We start from the raw sequence: 24443 nt of genomic DNA, 5'->3' as shown, positions 1-24443 counted from the left end.
TCGGGGCCGTGGGGCCGGGAGTCCGGGCGGAGCCCGGGAAGGGCACGGGGCGGGAGGGAGGGGCTCCGCGCGGAGGTCAGGCCGCGGCGGACCGAACGGGTCGCGCCGCCGGGGCGTCGACGGGCAGGCGGGCCACCCGCCACCAGGCGGCCAGGGCCTTGAGGGCCGAGCCGGCCGCCAGGCCCCACGCGGCGCCCGCCGCGCCCGCCACCGCGTACCCGCCCAGCAGCAGTCCCACGGACAGCAGCGAGAAGACCACCTGGAGGGAGAGCGTGGCCTTCGGCGCGAGGACCCGCAGGGTCAGCAGCGCACACGTGCCGAGGCCCATCACCGCGTACTGCGCCCCCGTGGCCGGCAGCAGCGCGGACGCCGCCGCCCAGGTGTCGCCCAGGAGTTCCCGGCCCAGCCGGTCCGGCAGCAGGTACAGGGCGGTGGCCCAGCCCGCGCCGATCGCGGCCAGTACCAGGCCCAGCGCGGCCGTGGCCCGGACCGTGGCGCGCTTGCCGCCGAGCCGCCCCAGCACTGGCGGCCCGAACGCGTTGGCCGAGTTGAACAGCACGTTCAGTGGACCGAACAGGGTGGTCGCACCCCGCAGCGCGCCGACGGCCAGGGGCGTCGCGAAGACGCCCAGGCCCAGCACGGCGAGCTGGCTGGAGCCGTTGCCCACCGCGAACTCGACCACGAAGCGCTGCCCGAGGTGGCCCCGCCGCAGGTACGGCCGCAGGTCCGCGCGGGAGCCGCGCACATGGGGTCGCAGCAGCCACAGGCCGACCGCCAGCGCGGGCAGTGCCGAGAGGCCCCACACCAGCACCAGCCGCCCCGCCGAGGCGCCTTCGGGCTGCACGGCCAGCGCCGCGACCACGCACACCAGCCGCAGCCCGTCCGCGGCCAGTGCCCGTTCGGGGGCGCGCAGCGCGGAGAAGCAGTAGCGCAGCCCGTCCTGGAGCAGTACCAGCGGCAGGACGAGGCCCAGTGCGAGGAAGGCCCGGCCGGTGGCGCCGGGCAGCGCGAAGCCCGTCATGGCGAGCAGGACGCCCGCGGCGGCCGACGCGGCCCCGGTGAAGCCGGTGGCCGACCGGCAGGCCGCGCCGAGCCCGTCGCCCTTCTCCAGCACCAGGCTCTGCCCGACGTAGGCCATGTTCAGCCCGAGGAGCACGCTGAAGGCCACGTAGACCATCGAGAAGTCGGCGAAGGCGGATGCCGACGACAGCCGTGCGGCCAGCACCAGCACCAGGATGTTGGTGGCGCTGGAGGCCGCCTGGTCCAGGACCGAGGCGACGGCGGCGAGGCCGCGTCGGCTCACCTGCGGCCCATGCGGACGGTGCGCAGCGCCACGGTGTCGGTGCCGTCACCGGGGATGTGCTGCTCGGCCTGCGCCACCTCGTACGGGATCGGCTGGGGCTGCGGCGCGCCGTTCCCCGGCTTCGCGGGGGACACCGGTCCGGCGGTTGCCGGGCCGCCCTTGCCCTTGTCCTTCCCGCGCTTCTCGCCGGGCAGCGGTGCGTGCAGCACCGCGCCGAGGACCGTGCCGCCGGCCCCGCTGATGAGTTCGCGGATCCGGATGAGGTCGGTGCGGTGGATGGCGCGCGGGTCGGTGACCACCAGGACGCCGTCGACGCGGTCGACGAGGGCGAGCGCGTCGGCGTACGAGAGCACGGGCGGTGCGAGCACGACGACGGTGGAGTTGGGCGCGTCGGCCTCGGAGATCAGCTGCGTGGCCCGGGCGGAGGTGAGCGCGCGCGGGACGTTGCGGGCCCGGTCGCCGGGGATCAGGTCGAAGGAGCCGGACTCGCCGGCGTCCACGATGAGCTGGCGGCCGTCGGGCCACTCGGAGTCGGCGTGCCGCCCGGCCGCGGGGGTGCCGCCCTGGCCCTGGCTCCAGCGCGGCCGGCCGCCGGCGTCGGTCGGCAGCTGGCTGGCCAGGACCGGCGTGCGCAGGTCGGCCTCGATCAGCAGGACGTCCTTGCCGGTCTCCGCGAAGGAGGCGGCGAGGTTCACGGCCACCGCGGCCGCCGTCTCGCTGCTGCCGCGCGGCGCGACGACCAGGAGCCGGCGCCGGTCGGCGAAGCGGGCGTCGTAGGCGAGCCGGAAGGCCACCGAGCGGTACTCCTCGGCGAGCCGGGGGTCGGCCTCACCGGCGGCGAGCAGCGGCCCGCCGCCCGTACGGTCACGCGGCAGGTAGCCCAGGACGGGCGCGCGCAGGGCACGGGCCACGTCGCCCTCGGAGCGGGGTGCCGGGTCGAAGACCAGCCGGACCCAGGCGGCCAGCAGGCCGAGCGCGAGGCCGACGGCCGCGCCGAGTGCGAGGGACATGACGATGCCGGGGCCGTCGGTCGCGGTCGGCGGGGTTGCGGCGCTGGTGACCCGGCCCGGAGTCATGTCCAGGGCCTCAAGCTTGGTGATCTTGCTGTTGTAGCCGCCTACCTCGCTCTGCAGGTCGGTCTTGGAGGAGCTCGCGGCGTCGCGCCCGGAGCCGGCGGGCATCCGGGCGATCTCCTTGGAGAGCTCGTCGAGGTTCTTGGCGACGGGGTCGCGCTGGTCCTTGTAGCCCTTGACCATCTTGTCGCGCGTGGCGTCGAGGGACTCCAGCCGCTTCAGCAGGTAGGCGTCGGCCATCGCGTTGGCGCGCTTGGCGGCTTCCTTGGCGGAGTCCGCGGTGTACGTGAAGCGCAGCACCATGGTCTGCGGGGGGTTGGTCACCTGGAGGCCGGCGCGCAGGGCGGCGAAGTCCTTCGCGGACACACCGAGCTTCTTCGCCGCCTCGTTGGCGGTGGAAGAGCTGAGCGCGACCTGGCGCTCGGAGCCGACGTTGATCGCCTTGTCGGGGGCGAGGCTCGGGTTGAACGGGTCGTCGGTCGGCGCGCGCAGCACGACGTCAGCGGTGGCGACGTAGGTGTCGGCGGTGGATATGCCGAGATAGACGCCGCCCAGCAGGCCGACGGCGATGCCCCCCGCGATCAGCCTGCGGTAGCGCAGGAGCTGCCGGAACTGGTCCCTGAGGAGGTCGGGTTCGTCGTCGGCCGGTGCCGCTGCCGGGCGGTTCGTCTCGATCACGGCCGGGATCCCCCAAGTGCTTCGTCCATCAGTGCGTCGATGCGGGCCAGCCCCGCTTCACGGCTCAGGTGCGCCGCGACGTGGCGCGGTCCGGCCGCCCCCAGTGCGTCCGCGGCCTCGGGGTCCTCCGCCAGGGCCCGTACGGCCTTCAGCAGGGCCTCCGGGTCCTCCGGCGGTACGAGCACCCCTGCGCCGGAGCGCTCCACCTCCTGGGCGGTCCCGCCCTCCGCCGCCACGGAGGCGACGACGGGCCGGCCGGTCTGGAAGTAGGAGGTGAGCTTCGACGGGACACTCATGTCCAGCACGGCGGCGTGCTGTGTGACCGCGAGAACGTCCGCCGCCGCGAGGATATCCGGGAACTCGCCGTCAGCGGCAGGGGGGATGATGTCCAGATTCGGCACATCCGCGGAGAGGTCCGCGAGCGCGGAGCGCTGACTACCGTCCCCCATCAGGACGAAACGGACCTTCGGATCCAGTCGGGCGGCCCCCACGAGGACTTCGAGCCCCTGCTTGAGGCCCATGTTCCCGGAGTGCAGGACGACGGTCTCGCCGGGGCCCCAGCCGAGGTGGCGGCGGGTCTCGCCGCGCGGCCTGGTGGGCTTGGGCACGTGCGACCAGTTGGGGACGAGGCGGATCCGGCCGGGGTCCACGCCCATGCCGACGACCCGCTCCACGAAGGTCTCGTGGATGACGCCGACGAGGGTGGCCCGCTTGAGGGCGTACGCCTCGGCGCGGCCGGCGAGCGCAGCGGCCTTGTCGCCGCCGCTGATCCCGCTCTGCGCGGCGGCGGCTCCCATGAGGTCCTGGACCACGGGGACGTAGGGGGCCTTCCAGCGCGCCGCGAGCCGGGCGGCGAGCACTCCGCCGGCCAGGCTGGGCATCTGGGCGAGTACCGCGTCCGGCCTGGGCATCCGGGGTGGGGCCACCGCGCCGTGCAGCAGAATCGATCCTTCGAACAGGGCCCGCTTCACGGCGGTCTGCCGGGGCGGAACCGTGTGCGCACGCCGGTGCACGGTGACTCCCGCGCGCTGTTCCGTGCGCTGGAACGCCCCCTTGTACTCCGGTTCGAGCGACCACGCGGGATAGTGCGGCATGCCGGCGAGGACGTGTGTCTCGTGGCCGAGATCCGCCCAGTGCTCCGCGATCTGGGTGGCGTACGGGCCGATACCCGCGTGCTCCGGAGCGTAATTGGTGGAAACCAGCAGCATGCGCCGCTGACCGGATCTGGACACCGTGCGTCCCCTCTTCCCCTGGATGATGCGCACGTCACCCTATTCGTTCACCCGCATGATGCCGAACGCGCACGCTATTGTCTGCTAATCCGCCGCACCGGGGGGTGCGGCCGCTGGGGATGAAGAGATGACGGAGCGGTACATGTCCGACATTGGAGCGCCTGCGCGCCGACCGTATCGAGTCGGATATGCGCCGGGTGCCTACGATCTGTTCCACATCGGGCATCTGAATATCCTTCGGCACGCCCGGAGTCAGTGCGACTACCTGGTCGCCGGAGTGGTCTCCGACGAGATGGCCGAACTCGCCAAGGGGCGCCGCCCGATGATCCCGCTCGTGGAGCGCCTGGAGATCGTGCGCAGCGTCAAGTACGTCGACGCCGCCTTCGTCGAGACGGTCCCGGACAAGGTGGAGACCTGGAAGCAGGTCCGCTTCGACGTGATCTTCAAGGGGGACGACTGGCGGGGCACTCCCAAGGGCGACAAGCTGGAGCGGGACTTCGCCGCCCACGGGGTCGACGTCGTCTACTTCCCCTACACCGTCCACACCTCCAGCACCCAGCTGCGCCGGGCGCTGGACGCGCTCGCGGAACCGGCCACCGTGCCGGGGCAGGTCACCGGCGAACGGCGCTGAGCTCCCGGAACCACTTGGCGAGGAAGGCCAGCAGGAACAGCGCGGCGACCGCGCCCAGTCCCGCGTATGCCCAGGCGAACAGCCTTCCGCCGCCGAGCAGCAGGAACACCAGGCAGAACACCCCGTAGTCCACGGGCAGCAGTGCCACCGCGCGCAGCGTCGACGGTGCGGCGGCGGGGCTTCCCGGGGCCGGCTTCGCCTTGAGCTTCTCGGTCAGCAGTCCGCCGAAGAAGGTGACGACGGCGGCGAACTGGAAGCCGAGCGGCACCAGCAGCCAGCCGTCGGCCGCCGTTCCGTACTGCCCGGGGAAGCGGTAGAAGGCGATCAGCACGCACGCGTGCAGCGCCGTGAGCTTCGCCGCGTCCACGACGTGGTCCAGCCACTCGCCGGCCGCGCTGCCGCCGCCCCGCAGCCGGGCCAGCTGTCCGTCGGCCGAGTCGAAGGCGAAGCCGACCGCGAGTGCGGCCCATACCGCGATCCCGAGCGCCCAGGAGGGTCCGGCCAGCGCGACCGCGGCCACCGCGGCGAAGCTGAAGGCGGCGCTGACCAGCGTCACCTGGTTCGGGGTGAGCCCGAGCGCGTACGAACCGGCGGCCAGGTAGCGCCCGACGGGCCGGTTGACGAACCGCGAGTAGAGCGACACCCCCTTCGCGGATTTCTGCGCCCCGCGCAGTTCTCGCAGCGCGGTCCCGACTCTGCCCATGCAGGGGCTCCCCTCAGCGACGATGTCGAACACATCATCGCAGCACAGATGAGCGGGTCGGTTCCGGATGTCTGCGGACGTCCGGAAGAAGCAGTACGGACAGGTTGGCGGCGGCACTGAGGGCGGCCGCGGCCAGCAAGGGGGCGGTGACCCCGACCCCGGCGGCCAGCGGGGCGGCCACCGCCAGTCCCAGGGGGCGCGCGGCGAAGGAGATGAGGGTGTCGAAGGATCCGACCCGGCCCAGGGTCTCCAGCGGGATGCGCCGCTGCATCTCCGTCTCCCACAGAGGGCTGAGCACCCCCAGCCCGAACATGGCGCAGAAGAACGCGGCCGCGGTCACCGGGAGCGGCAGGCGCAGCGCGAAGGCGGTGAGCGGAAGCGCCTGGGCCGCGGCCCCGACGGCCACCCCGAACAGCGGCCGGTGCAGCGGCAGCCGCCCGGCCGTCCAGACACCGGCGAGCATGCCGACCGTGCCGGTCTGGGCGATGACCACCCAGGAGCCCTCGCCGCCCAGGCTCTCCACGGCGATCACCGGGCCGAGGGTCAGGAGCAGACCGGCCGCCAGGTGCCAGACCCCGTGGGCCAGTACGTTGGCGAGGAACCACGGGTGGCGCCGGGTCTCGGCCCAGCCCGCGCGCAGTTCGGCGCCGAAGGCGGGGCGCGGTGCGGTCCGCGGGACCGGGGCGGTGCGCAGGCCGCCGAGGGTGAGTGCGGAGAGGGCGAAGAGCGCCGCGGTGAGCAGTGAGGCCCAGCCGCCGCCGACGGTCAGTGCCAGCGAGCCGGCGGCTGCGGGGGCCGCGACGTTCGCCAGTCCGGTGGCCACCCCGAGCCGGGTGTTGACGCGCAGGCGCCCGTCCGCGGGCACCGCGGCCGCGACGAGCGTGCGCACGGCGGGCGTGCCGAAGGCCACCGCGGCCCCGGTCAGGGCGGCGAGCGCGGCGAGCTGCGGGATCCGGCCGTGGAGTCCGGTCAGGAGCAGCGCTCCCGTGGCCAGTTGGGCACCCGCCCGGACCAGGTCGGCGACGAGTACCACCCGCCGGGCGGGGAACCGGTCGGCGGCCACTCCGGCCACGGGTAGCAGGAGCAGCATGGGCAGCAGCTCGCTGGCGAGCACGAGGCCCAGGTCCCCCGACGAGCCGGCCCGCAGCAGGGCCAGTGTGAGGGTGGTGGGGACGAGGGCGGAGGCGAAGGCGGCGAAGGTGCGGCCCGCGAGCAGCCGCCGTATCGGCGTGGTCATGCCCGCAGATTATTTCGCTGGCGAATCATTCGTCAACGAAATACCTGCTGCGTCGCAGCGCGCCATAATGGCGCGCATGGGCAGAGAGGCGGCCGAGGGCCGTGACCGGGCGCCGGCGACGGACCCCGCCGAGGACTCCGTCGACCGGCACATCGCCCGGTGGGCCGGCAAAGTCCCCTTCGACGTGCCCACCGAAGCCGTCATCACCCGCATCCAGCTCCTCGCCAAACACGTCTCGCACGGCAAGGAGCGCGCCCTCGCCGAGACCGGGCTGCAGGCCTTCGAGTTCGAGACGATGCACCGGCTCGCCTCCCGCGGCGCACCCTGGCGGGCCCCCTCCGCCGAGCTCGCCGCCGAACTGCTGCTCTCCCCGGCCGGGATGACCGGCCGCCTCGACACCCTGGAGAAGTCCGGCCTGGTCCGCCGGCTGCGCGCCCCCGGCGACCGCCGCCGGGTCGACGTGGAGCTCACCGAGGAGGGTCACCGGCGGTGGTCCGACGCCATGCGCTGGCGCGGCGTCGCCGAGGCCGAGATGATCGATCCCCTCGACGACGCCGAACGCGACGCGCTCGCCGGTCTCCTCAAGCAGATGCTCCTGGCGGTCGAGACCCGCTGACCTTCAGCAACAGCACCGAGCGGGCCGGTACGGTCAGGCTCTCCCCGGCGCGGTGCCGGGTGCCGGGCACGGCGGCCTGCTCCTCCAGGGAGGTGTCCAGGACCAGTTCGTACTCCTCGGCCCACGGCGACCCCGGCAGCACCCACGCCGCCGCCCGGTCGCCGGCGTGGAGCAGGACGAGGAAGCTGTCGTCCGTCACCTGGCGGCCCCGCTGGTCACGGCCCGGGATGTCCCGCCCCGACAGGTACATCCCGAGCGCGGCCGCCGGGGCGTACCAGTCCCGCTCCGTCATCTCCACGCCCGCCGGCGTGAACCAGGCCAGGTCGCGCAGCCCGTCCGCGCCCTGCGGCCGGCCCGAGAAGAACGCTCGCCGCCGCAGCACCGGATGGGCGTGGCGCAACGAGATCAGCCGGGCCGTCAGCGCCAACAGCGACTGCCACGACGGATCCTCCAGCAGCGACCAGTCCACCCACCCCGTCTCGTTGTCCTGGCAGTAGGCGTTGTTGTTGCCGCCCTGGGTGCGGCCGAACTCATCGCCCGCCACCAGCATCGGCACCCCGGTCGACAGCAGCAGCGTGGTCAGCAGGTTGCGCAGCTGGCGGCGGCGGAGCGCACCGATGCGGGCGTCGTCGGTCTCGCCCTCCACCCCACCGTTCCACGAGCGGTTGTCGTGGGTCCCGTCCCGCCCTCCCTCGCCGTTCGCGTCGTTGTGCTTGCGCTCGTAGGAGACCAGGTCGCGCAGGGTGAAACCGTCGTGCGCGGTGACGAAGTTCACCGAGGCGTAGGGGCGGCGTCCGCCCCACGCGTACAGGTCGCTGGACCCCGACAACCGGTACCCGAGGTCGCGTACGTCGGGCAGGGCGCCCCGCCAGAAGTCCCGCACGGCGTCCCGGTAGCGGTCGTTCCACTCGGTCCACAGCGGCGGGAACGCCCCCACCTGGTAGCCGCCCGAACCCACGTCCCACGGTTCGGCGATCAGCTTCACCCGCCGCAGCACGGGGTCCTGGGCGATCACCGCCAGGAACGGGGACAACATGTCCACGTCGTGCATCGAGCGGGCCAGCGCCGCGGCCAGGTCGAAGCGGAAGCCGTCCACCCCCATCTCCGTGACCCAGTAGCGAAGCGAGTCGGTGATGAGCCGCAGCACGTGCGGACGCCCTGCGTGCAGGGTGTTGCCGCATCCCGTGTAGTCGGCGTACCGGCGCTGGTCGGACTGGAGCCGGTAGTAGCCCCGGTTGTCGAACCCGCGCAGCGACAGCGTGGGGCCCAGCTCGCCCGCCTCCGCCGTGTGGTTGTAGACGACGTCGAGGATCACCTCGATCCCGGCCGCGTGCAGCGCCCGCACCATCCGCTTGAACTCGCCGACCTGCTGCCCGGCCGTACCGCTCGACGAGTACCCCGCGTGCGGGGCGAAGTAGCCCACCGAGTTGTAGCCCCAGTAGTTGCGCAGCCCCTTGCGCAGCAGGTGGTCCTCGTGCGCGAACTGGTGCACCGGCAGCAGCTCCACCGCCGTCACGCCCAGCTTCACCAGGTGGTCGACCGCCGCCGGATGGGCCAGGCCCGCGTAGGTGCCGCGCAGCTCCTCGGGAACACCCGGATGGCGCATCGTGAAACCGCGCACGTGCAGCTCGTAGATCACCGAATCGGCCCAGGGCGTCTTCGGCCGGACGTCGTCCGCCCAGTCGTCGTCATCCTGCACGACCACGCCCTTGGGAACGAACGGAGCCGAGTCCCGGTCGTCGCGCACGGTGTCCGCGATGTACTGCTGCGGCCAGTCCCGCACGTGCCCGTACACCTCGGGCGGCAGCGTGAAGTCCCCGTCGACGGCCCGCGCGTAGGGGTCCAGGAGCAGCTTCGCCGGATTGTGCCGGACCCCCGTCCAGGGATCCCAGCGGCCGTGCACTCGGAAGCCGTACCGCTGCCCCGGGCGCACGCCCGGCACGAAGCCGTGCCAGATCTCGTGCGTGAGCTCCGTCAGGACGCAGGCCGTCTCGGCACCGTCCTCGTCGAAGAGGCACACCTCCACCGCCTCCGCGCCCTGCGCCCACACGGCGAAGTTGGTGCCCGCGGTCCCGTCCGGACCCTGGTGGAAGCGGGCCCCCAGGGGATGCGAGGACCCCGGCCACACCGCGGGGGCCGGGCGCGCCTGCGCCGCGGCGACCAGCCCCCTGACCTGGCCGTTGGTCCGGTCGTCCGGCCGTCCGTTCGGCTGATGGCCCAGTGGGCCGCCCGGTCGGCCGTCGACGTGCGGTACGGGCGTCGCCTGCCCGCTCCCTACCGTTCCGACGGCGTTGCTGACGGCTTCCACCGCCTCCTGCTCGGCTGCGCTCGACACTGCCCGCCTCCACGGCTCTTCGGTACCTGCGGGGGGAGGGGGAGTGTGTGGCCCCGGCGTCCCGGCCCGGGCCCGCCCCCGTCTGGTCCTTCCCACTGTTCTGCCCGGACTGTTCTGCCCGGAACGTGGCCCGCGCTCACGTTTCCCCCGGAGGACCCGGTCGTTGGAGGGGACGTGACACTTCTGACGAGGCGGGCAGGGGCGGGAATGGCCGCCGTGGCGGTGTGGGCGGGCCTGCTGGGCGGGTCGGCGGGCTGCACCCGGGACGGAAAGTCGCCCGTCGAGATCCAGCTCCCCGGCAGAGTGCGCTCGCCGGACGAGGCCATCCGCATCACCCCCGGCGACAACGCCAAGGACGTCCCGGCCGACGGGCGGCTGACGGTCACCGTGCCCGAGGGCCGGCTGGAGCGGGTGAAGGTGACCAAGGTGGAGGACGCACAGGCGGAGGAGGTTCCCGGCGCCATCGCCGCCGACGGCCTCAGCTGGAGCCCCACCCCGCAGGCCGGCCGGCTGGCCCTCGCCGCCAAGTACACCGTGGACGCCGTCGCCCTCGACGGGCACAACCGCCGCCAGGCCCGTCACACCACCTTCACCACCTACGTCCCCGAGGAGCGGTTCATCGGCTACTTCAAGCCGGAGAACCGCTCCACCGTCGGCACCGGCATGATCGTCTCCTTCAGGTTCAGCCGCGCCATCGAACGGCGCGCCGAGGTGGAGCGCGCCATCCGGGTCACCTCCGACCCGGCCGTGGAGGTCGCCGGCCACTGGTTCGGCGGGGAACGCCTCGACTTCCGGCCCAAGCAGTACTGGAAGCCGGGCACCAAGGTCACCGTGCAGGTGGCCCTGCGCGACGTCGAGGGCGCCCCCGGCTCGTACGGGATCCAGTCCAAGACCGTCACCTTCACCGTCGGGCGCTCCCAGATCTCCACCGTGGACGCGGCCGCCCACACCATGGAGGTGCGCCGGGACGGGGAGCTGTTGTCGACCGTGCCGATCAGCGCCGGAGCGCCCAAGACCACCACCTACAACGGGAAGATGGTGGTGATGGAGCTCTTCGACGTCACCCGGATGAACGGCCAGACCGTCGGGTTCGGCGGCGAGTACGACATCCCCGACGTCCCCCACGCCATGCGGCTGACCAGCTCCGGGACCTTCCTCCACGGGAACTACTGGTCAAGTCCCGACACCTTCGGCACCACCAACGTCAGCCACGGCTGCGTGGGACTGCGCGACGACAAGGGCGGCGGCTCCGACACCCCGGCGGGCTGGTTCTTCGACCGGACCCTGATCGGGGATGTGGTGGAGGTCGTCAACTCGCAGGACAAGACGGTCGCCGCCGACAACGGACTGGGCGGTTGGAACATGTCCTGGGCGGACTGGGTGGCCGGCTCCGCGGTCGGCTGAACGGCGCACGGCCTCCCCGCAAGAGTGACTCGTGTGATCAAAATGCCGTAGCGCAGAGTGTCCGCGCCGCCTGCCGCCGATCCCTGCCCCCAGCCTGTCAGGGCAGATCAGGGCAGCAGGGAACGGACGGAGCGTCATGCAAGCAAGGAAGTGGACCCTCGGGCTCGCGATCGGCGCCGTGCTGGCCGCCGCGACCCCCGCGGCCGGCGCCCCCGCGGCCGGCGCCGACCGGCCGGTGGCGGCCCGGGCGCCGTTGCCCGGCGGGCTCGGTCCGTGCGTCCCGGGCAACTGCCCGGTCCCGTACCCACCGGTCAACAGCGACGGCGTCCTGCGCGGCCGGGACAACGGCATCAACATCTTCGCCGGCGGCGACTTCCGGGTCCGGGGGAGGGCCTCCGAGGCCGAGGGCCGCCTCGTCGTCCTCGGCGACTTCGACCAGGACAAGCTGGCGGGCGGCGACAGCCGCTACAACGTCGGGATCGTCGGCGCCGGATCGCTCGTGCCGCCGCCCGACGGTGCCGACTTCCTCACCACCGGCGGGGACGTCACCGTCGCCGAGGGCGAACGCCTCCTCGCCGACGGCGGTGTGGTCCGCCACGCAGGCGCGCTCACCGGCGTGGTGACCGGTCGCCTGGCCCCCGACCCGGCCGCGGTCACCCCGTACGCCGGACTGCGCGACCGGCTCAGCGCCGCCAGCCAGTGCTACGCCCGGATCGACGGGCGGCCCCGCCCGGCCACCGGCACCGTCGTCAACAGCGGCTTCGAGACCCTGTTCACCGGCGACGGCACCTCGGCGCTCCAGGTCTTCAACGTCGACGCGAACCTCGTCGGCAACGGGGGCGGCCAGCAGGGCATCCGGTTCGCCCGCATCCCGGCGACGGCCACCGTCCTGGTGAACGTGCTGGGCGCCACCCGCACGATCAACACCTACAGCGGCGGCATCGCGGACACGGATCCGCTCAACGCCTACCGCGACCGGCTGCTGTGGAACTTCCCGGACGCCACCACCGTGAACCTGACCGGCGGCGGCCAGTTCCAGGGCAGCTTCCTGATGGGGCAGCAGAGCTCCGAGACCACGATCACCCTGCCCGGCATCAACGGCCGCTTCTTCACCACCGGCTCCGTCACCCACGGCAGCGACACCGCCGGGGGCGGCGGCCAGGAGTTCCACGCCTACCCCTTCAACGGGAACCTGCCCGACTGCGGCGGCCCCGTCCCGGTGACCGGTGCGGTCTCCGTCCTCAAGCGGGACGGAGCGACGGGCGCGGCGCTCGCGGGAGCGCGGTTCGAACTGTGGCGGGAGAGCAACGGCACCGCGGGCCTGCAGACCACCGGCCCGGGCGCCGACACCCTGGTCGCCGGGTGCACCACGCCGGCCGACGGCCTGTGCGAGCAGACCACCGGGCTCGGCACCTACTACTGGCGCGAGACCCAGGCGCCCCCCGGCTACGAGCTGCCGGACCAGCCGGTCCACGAGCTGACGCTGACCGCCGAGAACGCGCAGGCCGGCGTCCGCCACGAGGCGGACAACCGGCGCACCCCCGAGCCGCCGGACGGCGCCCGGGTGGTGCTGCGCAAGACGGACCGGGAGACGGGCCTGCCGCTGGCCGGAGCGCGGTTCGAACTGTGGCGGGAGAGCAACGGCACCGCCGGGCTCCAGCCCGTCACCCCGGGCGGTGACACCCGGCTCGACGGCGCCTGCGTCACCGACGCCCAGGGCACCTGCACCGTGGAGCTGCCGGTCGGCCGGACGTACTACTGGCGGGAGACCGCGGTCCCGGCCGGATACGAACCGCCGCAGGACCCGGTCACGGCCTTCGACCTGACCCAGGGCGACGTGGCCGACGGGATCGTCGTCGCCGTCCCCAACACCCGGAGCGAGCGGTACGAGGGCTCCATCCGGGTCCTGAAGAAGGACGCCAAGACCGGGCGGCCGCTGCGCGGCGCGGTCTTCGAGGTGTGGCAGGAGACCAACGGCACCACCGGCCTGCAGACCCGCGGCATCAACGCCGACCGCCGGGCCGCGGACGGCTGCGCCACGGACCGCGGCGGGGTCTGCGACTTCGGCCCGCTGCCCGAGGGCTGGTACTACCTCGTCGAGACGGCCGTGCCCGAGGGCTACGTGCTGCCCGCCGACCGGGTGACCGGGCCGCTGCGGCTGGACGGCGGCACCCCGGACCGGCGGCTCGTGGTCACGCTCCGGAACGAGCGCGACAGCCACGGCAAGGGCAAGGGCGAGCACGGCAAGGGCGAGCACGGCAAGGGCGAGCACGGCAAGGGCGAGCACCCGAAGGACGCGAAGGGTCCCCGGGACTGACTCCCCGGCCCGGTACGACGGACGGAGCGACATGAAAGCCAGGACGACGGCGGTACGGCCCATCGGTCTCGCCACCGCGGTGGTGTTCGCCGCGGCGGGCCCGGCCCTTGCCGCTCCGCCGGCGGCACCATCACCCGGCGCCGCCCGGGTGGTGCTGCGCAGCACGGACGCGGACACCGGAACACCCCTGCCGGGGGCCCGGTTCGAGCTGTGGCGCGAGACCAATGACCGGGCCGGGCTCCAGAGCACCGGCCCGGCCGGCGACGAACGGCAGGCCGTCGGCTGTGCGACCGGCGCGACGGGCCTGTGCACGGTGGAGCTGGCGACGGGCGAGACGTACTACGCGGTGCAGGTCGCGGTCCCCACCGGCTACCAGCGGCCCGACGAGCCGTTCGCCGGCTTCGACCTGCGCGAGGCCGCCGCCCGGGAGGGGCTCGTCGTCACCGTTCCCAACCGCAGCCGGGACGCTGTCTATAGCGGCGGGATCCAGGTCCGCAAGCGGGACGGGAAGACCGGTGCGCCGCTGCACGGCGCGGTGTTCGAGATCTGGAAGGAGACCAACGGCACCTCCGGCCTGCAGACCGCGGGCCTCGACGCCGACCTGCGCCCGAGGGCCGGCTGCGCCACCGACGCCGACGGCACGTGCGACTTCGAGGGGCTCGCCGACGGGTCGTACTTCCTGGTGGAGAAGGACGTCCCCGAGGGCTACGTGATGCCGGGAAACCCGGTGGCCGGCCCCTGGCGGCTGGACGGCGCATCCGGCCGCCGGATCGTCCTGACCGTCTACAACAAGCGTGCCGAGCAGATCCCCACCGTGGGCGCGGACGACGGCCGCCGGGCCCGGACCGCGCGCTCCGGTGCGCCGCCGGAGTGACCTCCTCACCCCGGCGGCGCAGCAGCGCGCGCCGTACCCCGGCCTCCCGGGTTGGCTGGTCCGTGACCGTCGCGTTCACAGACCGGAGGAGGCCCGGATGGCCGTACGTCACAGGAGCGGCCCGATAGCGCGGATGGCCCTGCTCGGCACCCTGCTCGCACTGTCGGGGCCGCTCGCGGTCCCGGCGGCCGCCGCGGCGGAACCGGAGAGCGCGTGCACCGCGGGCACCGGCCCCTACCAGCGGGAGCTGGAGGACCACCTGGGCCGGCCGGTCGACGGAGTGCAGTCCACCGCGGACTGCTACGCCGTCCGCGCCTTCCAGCGCACGAACGGCGTCAGCCCCGCCGACGGCTACCCGGGAGTCGCCACCTATCGCACGATGCTCGTCGTGACGGCCCGCCCCGACCCCAACGCCGCGGGCGACTGCCCCGAACGCGAACACCGCGTCACCTGCGTGGACCTGGACCGCCAACTGCTGTGGGTGCAGAGGGGGGCCAGGATCGTCTTCCCGCCCGTGCCCATCCGGACCGGGCGGGACTACCAGGAGACCCGTACCGGCTGGCACGAGGTGTACTGGCGCAACAAGAACCACGTCTCCACGCTCTACGGCACCCCCATGCCGCACGCCCAGTTCTTCGACGGGGGCCAGGCCCTGCACGGTTCACCCGGCTCCCTCTACACCACCGGCGGTTCGGCCGGCTGCGTCAACCTCACCGAACCGGACGCGGCACGCCTGTGGGACCTGCTGACCGAGGGCGACGCCGTCTACGTGTGGGGCACCAAACCGGGTACCGAGGACTGATCCGCAAGCCGTACCGGCGGGCTCAGGGCACTTGGGACGGAACGGTGACACGACCGTGGCTCAACGTAATCCTCCCGTGTGATTTCCTTTCGGCATGCGCGCGACCGTCCGTGCGCGGGGGACATGGGGAGAGCACGAGTGAACCTGCAGCCGATACGCGGCCGCGCCCGGGCGGGCCTGCCGGCCCTTCTGCTGGGAGCGGCCCTGCTGTTCACCACCGCCTGCGGCGGTGGAGGCGGAAAGGGCAACGGCAGCGGCAGCGACAACGCCGGGGGTGGGGGCCGGACCGGTACCGAGGCTTCGACGGCTGTCGTCAGCGTCAAGCCCGACGACGGGGCCAAGGAGGTCGCCACCAGCGGCGTCCTGAAGATAACGAGCACCGGTGGCAAACTCAGCACCGTGACCGTCGCCGACACCAAGGGCAACGCGGTCGAGGGCAAGCTCTCCGACGACGGCGCGAGCTGGGAACCGGTCCGCCACCTGGCCTCGGCCACCGAGTACAAGGTGCACGCGGTCGCCAAGGACGAGGCCGGCCGGGAGTCCGCCAAGGACACCACCTTCACGACCCTCACCCCGACCAACACCTTCGTGGGCCACTACACGCCCGAGGACGGCTCGACCGTCGGCGTGGGCATGCCCGTCTCGATCAACTTCACCCGTGGCATCACCAACCCCGAGGCCGTCGAGAAGGCCATCACCGTGACGGCCGAACCGGCCGTGCCGATCGAGGGCCACTGGTTCGGCAACGACCGCCTCGACTTCCGCCCCGAGAACTACTGGGCCGCGGGCACCAAGGTCACCGTCAAGCTCGCCCTCGACGGCGTCGAGGGCCGCCCGGGGGTCTACGGCAAGCAGACCCGTACGGTCACCTTCACCATCGGCCGCTCCCAGATCTCGACGGTCGACGCGGCCGCCCACACGATGCAGGTCGTCCGTGACGGCCAGGTCCTCAAGGACCTCCCGATCACCGCGGGGGCCCCGTCGACCACGACCTACAACGGCCAGATGGTCATCAGCGAGAAGTACAAGGTCACGCGGATGAACGGCGCGACCGTCGGCTTCGGCGGCGAGTACGACATCTCCGACGTCCCGCACGCCATGCGCCTGTCGCAGTCGGGCACCTTCGTGCACGGCAACTACTGGGCCCCCTCCAGCACCTTCGGCTCGGCGAACGTCAGCCACGGCTGCGTCGGGCTCAAGGACGTCCGCGGTGCGGGTGACTCCAAGCAGCCCGCTGCCTGGTTCTTCAACGAGTCGCTGATCGGCGACGTGGTCGTCGTGAAGAACTCCAAGGACAAGCAGATCGCCCCGGACAACGGCCTCAACGGCTGGAACATGCCGTGGGCGGAGTGGATCGCATAGCGGTCCCGCGCACGACGCGCACGTGATCCGGGTGGCCCGGTGCTGTGACCCACGGCACCGGGCCACTTCACGTTAACCGGCGCTAACCTGACCCGTATGACCATCTCTCTCGAAGTCTCCGAAGGCGTCGGCACCATCCGCCTGGACCGGCCGCCCATGAACGCCCTGGACATCGCCACCCAGGACCGGCTGCGCGAGCTCGCGGTGGAGGCGGCCGACCGGGCCGACGTCCGTGCGGTCGTCCTCTACGGCGGCGAGAAGGTGTTCGCGGCGGGCGCGGACATCAAGGAGATGCAGACGATGGACCACGCGGCGATGGTCGTCCGGTCCCGCGCCCTCCAGGACGCCTTCACCGCCGTCGCCCGCATCCCCAAGCCCGTCGTCGCGGCGATCACCGGCTATGCGCTGGGCGGCGGTTGCGAACTCGCGCTGTGTGCCGACTACCGGATCGCCGCCGACAACGCCAAGCTCGGCCAGCCCGAGATCCTGCTCGGCCTGATCCCGGGCGCGGGCGGCACCCAGCGGCTGTCCCGGCTGGTCGGCCCCTCCCGGGCCAAGGACCTGATCTTCACCGGCCGCATGGTCAAGGCCGACGAGGCGTTCACGCTGGGCCTGGTCGACCGGGTGGTGCCCGCCGGCGAGGTCTACGCGCAGGCGCACGCCTGGGCGTCGAAGCTCGCGCAGGGGCCCGCGATGGCGCTGCGCGCCGCGAAGGAGTGTGTGGACGCGGGCCTGGAGGCCGACATCGACACCGGGCTCACCATCGAACGCAACTGGTTCGCGGGCCTGTTCGCCACCGAGGACCGTGAGCGCGGCATGCGCAGCTTCGTCGAAGAGGGCCCGGGCAAGGCGAAGTTCGTCTGAGCCGGCCGGGCGGGCGGTCCTCCCTGGGGGTGGATTAGCCAGGCCTTAAGGCAACCTTAAGGAGAATGGCCGATCAACTCGCCGTGATCATTTTCACGTGGTGCGTCACACCAGGTCAGGGCCCGGTTTCGGGTCGTCCTGCCGCCTCGCGCGCAGGACGGGGCACCCCCTTGGATTTGTTGAATCCGGGGGGTGTTTTCCTGTGGAACGGCCCGGAGGGGCGGGGCGGCCCTCCATGATGGGTGCATGGCGGGCCTGGAGGGTGTGGAACAGCCGCGGCAACGCGGTGGTGCTTCGGCGGTACGGCTCACTACGGCCGCCGAGGAGGAACAGGGCCTCAAGGCGTTGGAGCTGTACGGGAACCCGGCCGAGGCGGAAGTGACGCTGCCGTCCCTGCCGGAGTCGGCCGGAACCGCGCGTCGGCTCACCCAGTGCGTGGTGATCCGCCTCTGGGGCCTCTCGCCGCAGATCTCCGAGCACGCCGTCCTGCTGGTCTCGGAACTCGTCGGCAACGCGGTCCGCCACACCGGCGCCCGCTCCTTCGGCTTACGCATGCTGCGCCGACGCGGCTGGGTCCGGGTGGAGGTGCGCGACCCCTCGCGCGGACTGCCCTGTCTGATGCCGGTGCACGAACTGGACACTTCCGGCCGCGGTCTCTTCCTCGTCGACAAGCTGTCCGACCGCTGGGGTGCCGACCTGTTGCCCCGCGGGAAGATCACCTGGTTCGAGATGCGGGTGGCCGATCGCCAGAATGCCTGAAGCCCCCGGCTCGCCGTGTGGGCGCTGTGGGGGCTTCATGGGTGCGCCGAGGATCGAAGGGGGTGTGATCCTCGGCGTGGTGACTTCGCTCGGGTCAAGGGGAAGTCGTGGCTCCGACTATGACAGACGAGGGCTCGAACGCCAAAAGTCCCTACTTGGACATAAGTGTGCAAATCGCAAGAGTTTCTCTCTAAATCCTAGGTGAGGTGGGCCACTCACCTCGCATTCGATGAATAACTATCGACTGCTCTGAGTAAATCGTTGATCACGTGGCGGATGGGGGGCTCGCTCCGCCTCATCCGTGAACGCCGCAAAATGGGTCAATCATTACCTTCCGGGCTATCCGCCCCTTAAATGGGCAGGTGCTCTCACAACCAGGCCGCCGCGCGGCCCTGCGTGCCGCTCTGCGGGCAGCCGGTCTCGGCGCGGCCGGCGCCGCGACCGCCGGCCTGGCCGCCGGCTGCGGCCCGGGCCGCCCGGCCGCCGGGCCCTCCTCGCCACCCCCCGCCCCGTCCCGCCCGGCCAAGCCCGCCCGGGCGCCGGCCCCCGCCGTCCCGCGCCGGTTCGCGGGGCAGCCCGTGGAGATCGGCCACGGTCCGCGCGACCGCGCCCGGGTCGCCCTCACCTTCCACGGCAACGGGGAGCCCGCCCTCGCGCGCGCGGCGCTGGACGAGGCGGAGAAAGGGGGAGCGCGCGTCACCGTCCTGGCGATCGGCTCCTGGCTCGACGCCCACCCCGGCATGGCCCGCCGGATCCTCGACGGCGGTCACGAACTCGGCAACCACACCCAGCGCCATCTCGCGATCAACGACATGACCGAGGCGGAGGCCTACGCCGAGATCACCGACTGCGCCCAGCGCCTCAAGCGGCTCACCGGCTCCATCGGCACCTGGTTCCGTCCCTCCGGGACGCAGTACGCGACCCCCCTGGTCCAGAAGCTGGCCCAGCGGGCCGGCTACCCGCACGTCCTCTCGTACGACGTCGACTCCCTCGACTTCACCTCGCCCGGCGCCGCGGCCGTCACCCGCAACGTCACCGGGACGATCCTGCCCGGATCCGTGGTGAGCCTGCACTTCGGCTACGCGGACACGGTCGACGCGTTGCCTTCCCTCCTCGAAGAACTCGCGCGCCGCAAGCTGCGCGCGGTGACCACCACGGAGCTGCTGACGCCATGAAGACCAACCGCCTTCCCCGGAATACCGGCGTGCTGCTGGCCGCTCTGGTCCTCGCCGCCCTGGCCGGCTGCGGGTCGGCCGGAAAGGGGCCCGCCGAGGCGCTCGGCACCAAGGGCCCGGCCGCACCCGCCAAGGCCGTACCGGCCGCCCCGCCCGGGCTGCCCGGAATGCCGCCCCTGCTGGATCCGAACGACGTCTACGCGGCGGACCGGCCGGGCAAACTCTCCCCGGTCGTCAAGGACTTCCCGTCCCGCGTCTACGTGCCGAACACCAACTCCAACACGGTGTCCGTCATCGACCCGGAGACCTACCAGGTCATCGACACCATCCCGGTCGGGGTCCAGCCCCAGCACGTCGTCCCCTCCTGGGACCTGAAGACCCTGTGGGTCAACAACAACCGGGGCCACACGCTCACGCCGATCAACCCTGCGACCGGCGAGGCCGGCAAGCCCGTCGAGGTGCACGACCCGTACAACCTGTACTTCACGCCCAACGGCAAGTACGCGGTCGTCATGGCTTCGATGGACCAGGAGCTCGTCTTTCGCGACCCGCACACCATGGACCGCGTGAAGACCGTCCCGGTGACCTGTTACGGAGTCAACCACGCCGACTTCTCCGCCGACGGCCGCTACTTCATCGTCAGCTGCGAGTTCTCCGGCGAACTCCTCAAGGTCGACACCGAGCGGATGGAGGTCGTCGGCCAGCAGAAGCTGCCGTTCGAGGGCGCGATGCCCCAGGACGTCAAGGTCTCCCCGGACGGCAAGACCTTCTACGTGGCCGACATGATGGCGCACGGCATGTGGGTGCTCAGCGGCGACACGTTCGAGACGCCCAAGCTGCTGCCCACCGGCGAAGGCTGCCACGGGCTCTACGTGAGCCGCGACTCCAAGGAGATGTACGTCTCCAACCGCGGCGAGGGCACCATCTCCGTCTACAACTTCCCGCAGAAGAAGCTCACCAAGAAGTGGACGCTGCCGGACGGCGGCAGCCCCGACATGGGAGGCGTCTCCGCCGACGGCAAGGTGCTGTGGCTGTCCGGGCGCTACGACTCCGAGGTGTACGCGATCGACACCGTGACGGGCAAGCAGCTCGCCCGGATCCCGGTGGGCGGTGGCCCCCACGGACTCGCCGTCTACCCGCAGCCCGGCCGCTACTCGCTCGGCCACACCGGCATCTTCCGGTAGGCGGGATCCCCGGCCGCCGCCGGTGCGGCCGGGGAGCGGAGGGCCCGGCCCCGGGGCGTCCGCCCGACAGGGGTGGCGCTACCCTGGGCCGGTCAGCAAGCACCAAGAAGGGGTGGACCCAGTGGCGGACATCGAGAGCGCACGGGCTACGTTCGACAGGTTCGACGTGAACGGTGACGGCTTCGTCACGGCCGACGAGTACAGCGCCGCGATGCGCGCGATGGGCGACGTCCACGTGACCCCGGCCGTCGCGGACTCCGTCGTCGCGGCCAAGGACGCCAACGGCGACAAGCTGCTGAGCTTCGACGAGTTCTGGGCCTCCCTGAACAAGTAGTCCCCGGCCTCCCGCCCGGCCCCCGGGGCCCGGGCGGGAGTACGCGTCAGACGGACGGTCCGGGCGGGTCCTCCATGTCGCCGACCTCGGCGAGGGCCTCCTCCAGCCAGGTCAGCCAGAACGTCTCCAGGGCGATCCCGCCGTGCAGCACGAGCCGGCGCAGCCGGTCCGCCACGGCGTCGCGCCCCGGCGGGAAGTCCTTCTCCTCGATGGCCTCGTACTGCGCCAGCTGGCGCCGGTGCAGGTCCAGATGACGCCGCAGCTCGGGGCCGAGGCCCTGTGGCCCCACCACGCCGGCCGCCCGGATCCGCAGCAGCAGCGGATCGCGCATCGGCTTCGGGTCCTGGCTCTCCGCCACCCACCGGGCGAGCTCCGTGCCGCCCGCGGGCAGCACCTCGTACTCCTTCTTCTGACCCCGCACGGGCGCCTCGCTCGGCAGCGCGCGGATCAGCCCGGCCTCCTCCAGCCGCCCGAGCTCGCGGTAGATCTGCTGGTGCGTCGCCGACCAGAAGTACCCGATCGACTTGTCGAACCGCCGGGTCAGCTCCAGCCCGGACGAGGGCTTCTCGAGCAGGGCGGTGAGGATGGCGTGCGGCAGGGACATGCCGCCATCCTAGGTTCGCCGCGGTCCGGGCAGCGCGACCACCTCCGCACCGCCCTCCCCGTACGGGCCAGGCCCGGTGGCGGGCGCCCGGCACGCTGCGCAGGCTGGGTGCGTGACTGCCGACGAGAACACCGCGAACCGCCCGCACTACGCCGACCTCACCGCCGTCTACGTCAACTGCACGCTCAAGCGCTCGCCCGAGACCAGCAACACCGAGGGCCTGATCGACAAGAGCCGAGCGGTGATGGAGTCCGCGGGCGCCCGCACCTCCCTCATCCGTGCCGTCGACCATGACATCGCGACGGGCGTCTGGCCGGACATGACCGAGCACGGCTGGGAGAGCGACCAGTGGCCGGTCCTCTACAGCCAGATCATGGACGCCGACATCCTGGTCCTGTGCGGGCCCATCTGGCTCGGCGACAACAGCTCCGTGATGAAGAAGGTGATCGAGCGGCTCTACGCCTGCTCCTCGCTGCTGAACGAGCACGGCCAGTACGCCTACTACGGCCGGGTCGGCGGAGCACTGATCACCGGGAACGAGGACGGCGTCAAACACTGCGCCATGAACGTCCTCTACAGCCTCCAGCACCTCGGCTACGCGATCCCGCCGCAGGCCGACGCGGGCTGGATCGGCGAGGCCGGCCCGGGCCCGTCCTACCTGGACCCCGGCTCGGGCGGCCCCGAGAACGACTTCACCAACCGCAACACCGCCTTCATGTCCTGGAACCTCATGCACCTGGCGGCGCTGCTCAAGCGCTCCGGCGGCATCCCGGCGCACGGCAACCAGCGCTCCCTGTGGGACGCCGGCTGCCGCTTCGACTTCCCCAATCCCGAGCACCGATGAGTCCGGGCCCGGGGCGTGAAGGCCCCGGGCCGGGCCGTCCGCGGCTGGTTCAGTGCGCGATGTCCACCACGAACCGCTCGGGCGAGTGCAGGCTGTAGGCGCGGTAGTACGGAAGGGTGTCGAAGGCGGCGCCGAAGGTCACGTACCCCTCGTAGTCGCCCGTCATGGCGAGCCCCTTGAGCTTGGTGAGGTAGATCCTCTGAAGCTTCGGGCCGTGGTACACGCTCTCGCCCGCGTCGTCGTGCGCGGCGGCGGGGTTGAGCCTGATCTCCAGGAAGTACGTCCCGGCCAGGGGCACGGGCTTGCCGGAGCCGTCGTACCTCAGCTGTGCGACGGGCGTGACGGTCACCGTGGGCGTGTACCCCTCCAGGTCGACGACGATCCGGTCGTATCCGGAGTGCCCGCCCCAGCGGGCGTTCACGACGAGCGGGGTCGGGACCTCGGTGGAGGCGAGTGAGGAGGCGGAGGCGGGCGAGGCGAACGCCAGTCCGGCGGCGAGCAGCGCGCCGGAGGCCAGAGCCACGAACCGCCGGAGACGTGTGTGGATCATGTTGTCCCCCCGATTCTCAAGAGACGGGGACTGATGGCACCACCTGGGACGCCGCTCCGGGCTCCTCCGGTTCCACCGGGTGGGCGGTGTACCGGACGCCGCAGGGGCTCGGCGCAACCCGCGCCGGGCCCCTGCGGTCACCAGGAGGGCATCAGCACTCGATGACGTTGACCGCGAGGCCGCCGCGGGCGGTCTCCTTGTACTTGACCTTCATGTCGGCGCCGGTCTCCTTCATGGTCTTGATGACCTTGTCGAGGGAGACCTTGTGCGAGCCGTCGCCGCGCATCGCCATCTTGGCGGCGGTGACGGCCTTGACCGCGGCCATGCCGTTGCGCTCGATGCAGGGGATCTGGACCAGTCCGCCGACCGGGTCGCAGGTCAGGCCCAGGTTGTGCTCCATGCCGATCTCGGCGGCGTTCTCGACCTGCTCCGGCGTGCCGCCCAGCACCTCGGCGAGGGCGCCGGCCGCCATCGAGCAGGCCGATCCCACCTCACCCTGGCAGCCGACCTCGGCGCCGGAGATCGACGCGTTCTCCTTGAACAGCATGCCGATCGCGCCCGCGGCGAGCAGGAAGCGGACCACGCCGTCCTCGTCCGCGCCCGGCACGAAGTTCATGTAGTAGTGCAGCACGGCCGGCAGGACGCCCGCGGCGCCGTTCGTCGGGGCCGTCACGACCCGGCCGCCCGCCGCGTTCTCCTCGTTGACCGCCATCGCGTAGATCGTCGTCCACTCGCTGCGGTGCATCATCGGGTCGCCCTCGGTGCGCAGCTGGCGCGCCGTGGAGGCGGCGCGGCGCTTGACCCGCAGGCCGCCCGGGAGGATGCCCTCGCGGGACATGCCGCGCGAGACGCAGGACTGCATGACGCGCCAGATCTCCAGGAGGCCCTCGCGGATCTCCTCCTCCGTACGCCAGGCCTTCTCGTTCTCCAACATCAGGGAGGAGATCGACAGGCCGGTCTCGTCGGCCAGCCGCAGCATCTCGTCACCGGAGCGGAAGGGGTACTTCAGCACCGTGTCGTCGAGCTTGATCCGGTCCTCGCCCACCGCGTCCTCGTCGACGACGAAACCGCCGCCGACCGAGTAGTAGGTCTTCTCCAGCAGAGGGGTGCCGGCCTCGTCGTACGCGAAGAGCGTCATGCCGTTCGCGTGGTACGGCAGGGACCGCCGGCGATGCAGGATCAGCTGGTTCGGCTCGTCGAAGGCGATCTCGTGGACGTCGCCTATCTCCGCCCCGAGCAGCCGCAGGCGGCCGCTCCTGCGGATGCGCTCCACCTCGTCGTCCGCCGTCTCCACGTCCACGGTGCGGGGGGAGTGGCCTTCCAGACCGAGCAGCACGGCCTTGGGCGTGCCGTGGCCGTGGCCGGTCGCGCCGAGGGAGCCGAAGAGCTCTGCCCGCACGGAGGCCGTCTGGGCGAGCACGCCGTCCTTCTTCAGTCGCGTCACGAACATGCGCGCGGCGCGCATCGGACCGACCGTGTGGGAGGAGGAGGGACCGATGCCGATGGAGAAGAGGTCGAAGACGGAGATGGCCACGGTGGCGGACTCCCTTGTCTGCTCGTGG

At 72.2% G+C, this 24443-nt stretch carries 22 protein-coding genes; 13 read left to right on the top strand and 9 right to left on the bottom strand.

Going from position 1 to position 24443, the window contains the following annotated elements:
• Positions 1–76: 76 nt before the first annotated feature.
• The 3 genes from AW27_RS09695 to AW27_RS09685 are packed head-to-tail and all read right to left on the bottom strand — an operon-like array spanning position 77 to position 4262.
• The gene (locus tag AW27_RS09695) at positions 77–1303 is read right to left on the bottom strand and encodes an MATE family efflux transporter (RefSeq protein WP_037928047.1); all 1227 of its coding nucleotides are present in this window, start codon (positions 1301–1303) and stop codon (positions 77–79) included.
• A complete protein-coding gene (locus AW27_RS09690) occupies positions 1300–3054 on the bottom strand; it encodes an LPS biosynthesis protein (RefSeq protein ID WP_037928049.1) in 1755 nt (584 codons plus the stop codon). Before AW27_RS09690 ends, AW27_RS09695 begins: the two co-directional genes overlap by 4 nt.
• Entirely contained in the window at positions 3051–4262 is a 1212-nt protein-coding gene (locus AW27_RS09685) for a glycosyltransferase family 4 protein (protein WP_052031252.1), read from the bottom strand. Before AW27_RS09685 ends, AW27_RS09690 begins: the two co-directional genes overlap by 4 nt.
• Before the next feature lie 166 nt (positions 4263–4428).
• On the opposite strand from AW27_RS09685, the gene AW27_RS09680 reads away from it, so the two are divergent.
• Positions 4429–4917: an FAD synthase family protein gene (locus AW27_RS09680; protein WP_037928653.1), complete on the top strand. Its 489-nt coding sequence runs from the start codon at positions 4429–4431 to the stop codon at positions 4915–4917.
• On the opposite strand, the gene AW27_RS09675 is transcribed toward AW27_RS09680, so the two are convergent.
• Both AW27_RS09675 and AW27_RS09670 read right to left on the bottom strand, forming a co-directional pair.
• Entirely contained in the window at positions 4898–5620 is a 723-nt protein-coding gene (locus AW27_RS09675; protein WP_037928656.1) for a CDP-alcohol phosphatidyltransferase family protein, read from the bottom strand. The two genes, AW27_RS09680 and AW27_RS09675, sit on opposite strands and share 20 nt — an antisense overlap.
• Before the next feature lie 34 nt (positions 5621–5654).
• Positions 5655–6857 (bottom strand): MFS transporter, encoded by a 1203-nt coding sequence (locus tag AW27_RS09670; RefSeq protein WP_052031253.1) that lies wholly within the window; start codon positions 6855–6857, stop codon positions 5655–5657.
• Between the two features lie 76 nt (positions 6858–6933).
• Here AW27_RS09670 and AW27_RS09665 point away from each other — a divergent pair, with 76 nt between their 5' ends.
• On the top strand, positions 6934–7473 hold the full coding sequence (locus AW27_RS09665) for a MarR family winged helix-turn-helix transcriptional regulator (RefSeq protein WP_052031276.1): 540 nt from the start codon (positions 6934–6936) through the stop codon (positions 7471–7473).
• On the opposite strand, the gene glgX is transcribed toward AW27_RS09665, so the two are convergent.
• Complete coding sequence (glgX, locus tag AW27_RS09660) at positions 7439–9808, bottom strand: glycogen debranching protein GlgX (protein WP_106967681.1); 2370 nt, start codon at positions 9806–9808, stop codon at positions 7439–7441. The genes AW27_RS09665 and glgX overlap by 35 nt on opposite strands.
• A 207-nt stretch (positions 9809–10015) precedes the next feature.
• Between glgX and AW27_RS09655 the strand changes: the two genes are divergently transcribed.
• The 10 genes from AW27_RS09655 (at position 10016) to AW27_RS09610 (ending at position 20883) form a co-directional block, all read left to right on the top strand.
• Positions 10016–11212, top strand: a complete 1197-nt coding sequence (locus AW27_RS09655) for a L,D-transpeptidase (protein WP_037928051.1) — start codon at positions 10016–10018, stop codon at positions 11210–11212.
• Positions 11213–11348: 136 nt separating this feature from the next.
• Positions 11349–13529: a choice-of-anchor A family protein gene (locus AW27_RS09650; protein WP_052031254.1), complete on the top strand. Its 2181-nt coding sequence runs from the start codon at positions 11349–11351 to the stop codon at positions 13527–13529.
• Between the two features lie 31 nt (positions 13530–13560).
• Positions 13561–14403, top strand: coding sequence for an MSCRAMM family protein (locus AW27_RS09645; protein ID WP_052031255.1), 843 nt, complete (start codon positions 13561–13563; stop codon positions 14401–14403).
• Between the two features lie 133 nt (positions 14404–14536).
• Positions 14537–15205, top strand: coding sequence for a L,D-transpeptidase family protein (locus AW27_RS09640; RefSeq protein ID WP_037928053.1), 669 nt, complete (start codon positions 14537–14539; stop codon positions 15203–15205).
• 123 nt (positions 15206–15328) lie between these two features.
• Positions 15329–16567: a L,D-transpeptidase gene (locus tag AW27_RS09635; protein WP_052031256.1), complete on the top strand. Its 1239-nt coding sequence runs from the start codon at positions 15329–15331 to the stop codon at positions 16565–16567.
• A 96-nt stretch (positions 16568–16663) separates the two neighbouring features.
• Complete coding sequence (locus tag AW27_RS09630) at positions 16664–17431, top strand: enoyl-CoA hydratase/isomerase family protein (RefSeq protein WP_037928055.1); 768 nt, start codon at positions 16664–16666, stop codon at positions 17429–17431.
• A gap of 246 nt (positions 17432–17677) precedes the next feature.
• Positions 17678–18190 carry an ATP-binding protein gene (locus tag AW27_RS09625; protein ID WP_037928057.1) on the top strand — a complete coding sequence of 171 codons (513 nt, stop codon included), beginning with the start codon at positions 17678–17680 and terminating at the stop codon, positions 18188–18190.
• A 362-nt stretch (positions 18191–18552) separates the two neighbouring features.
• The gene (locus tag AW27_RS09620; RefSeq protein ID WP_304949852.1) at positions 18553–19365 is read left to right on the top strand and encodes a polysaccharide deacetylase family protein; all 813 of its coding nucleotides are present in this window, start codon (positions 18553–18555) and stop codon (positions 19363–19365) included.
• Complete coding sequence (locus AW27_RS09615; protein ID WP_037928059.1) at positions 19362–20549, top strand: YncE family protein; 1188 nt, start codon at positions 19362–19364, stop codon at positions 20547–20549. The genes AW27_RS09620 and AW27_RS09615 overlap by 4 nt, the downstream gene beginning before the upstream one ends.
• A 121-nt stretch (positions 20550–20670) precedes the next feature.
• Entirely contained in the window at positions 20671–20883 is a 213-nt protein-coding gene (locus AW27_RS09610; protein WP_037928061.1) for an EF-hand domain-containing protein, read from the top strand.
• 46 nt (positions 20884–20929) lie between these two features.
• Here the strand turns inward: AW27_RS09610 and AW27_RS09605 are convergent, their stop codons facing one another.
• On the bottom strand, positions 20930–21487 hold the full coding sequence (locus AW27_RS09605; protein WP_037928062.1) for a PadR family transcriptional regulator: 558 nt from the start codon (positions 21485–21487) through the stop codon (positions 20930–20932).
• A gap of 112 nt (positions 21488–21599) precedes the next feature.
• On the opposite strand from AW27_RS09605, the gene AW27_RS09600 reads away from it, so the two are divergent.
• The gene (locus AW27_RS09600; RefSeq protein ID WP_037928064.1) at positions 21600–22331 is read left to right on the top strand and encodes a flavodoxin family protein; all 732 of its coding nucleotides are present in this window, start codon (positions 21600–21602) and stop codon (positions 22329–22331) included.
• Between the two features lie 49 nt (positions 22332–22380).
• On the opposite strand, the gene AW27_RS09595 is transcribed toward AW27_RS09600, so the two are convergent.
• Positions 22381–22881 carry an AMIN-like domain-containing (lipo)protein gene (locus AW27_RS09595; RefSeq protein WP_037928066.1) on the bottom strand — a complete coding sequence of 167 codons (501 nt, stop codon included), beginning with the start codon at positions 22879–22881 and terminating at the stop codon, positions 22381–22383.
• A gap of 151 nt (positions 22882–23032) precedes the next feature.
• Positions 23033–24415, bottom strand: a complete 1383-nt coding sequence (locus AW27_RS09590) for an L-serine ammonia-lyase (protein ID WP_037928068.1) — start codon at positions 24413–24415, stop codon at positions 23033–23035.
• Positions 24416–24443: the final 28 nt, after the last annotated feature.

Source organism: Streptomyces sp. PCS3-D2 (assembly GCF_000612545.2).
GTDB lineage: Bacteria > Actinomycetota > Actinomycetes > Streptomycetales > Streptomycetaceae > Streptomyces.
The sequence above is the reverse complement of the archived record's forward strand: the minus strand, read 5'-3'. Positions and strand labels throughout refer to the sequence as shown.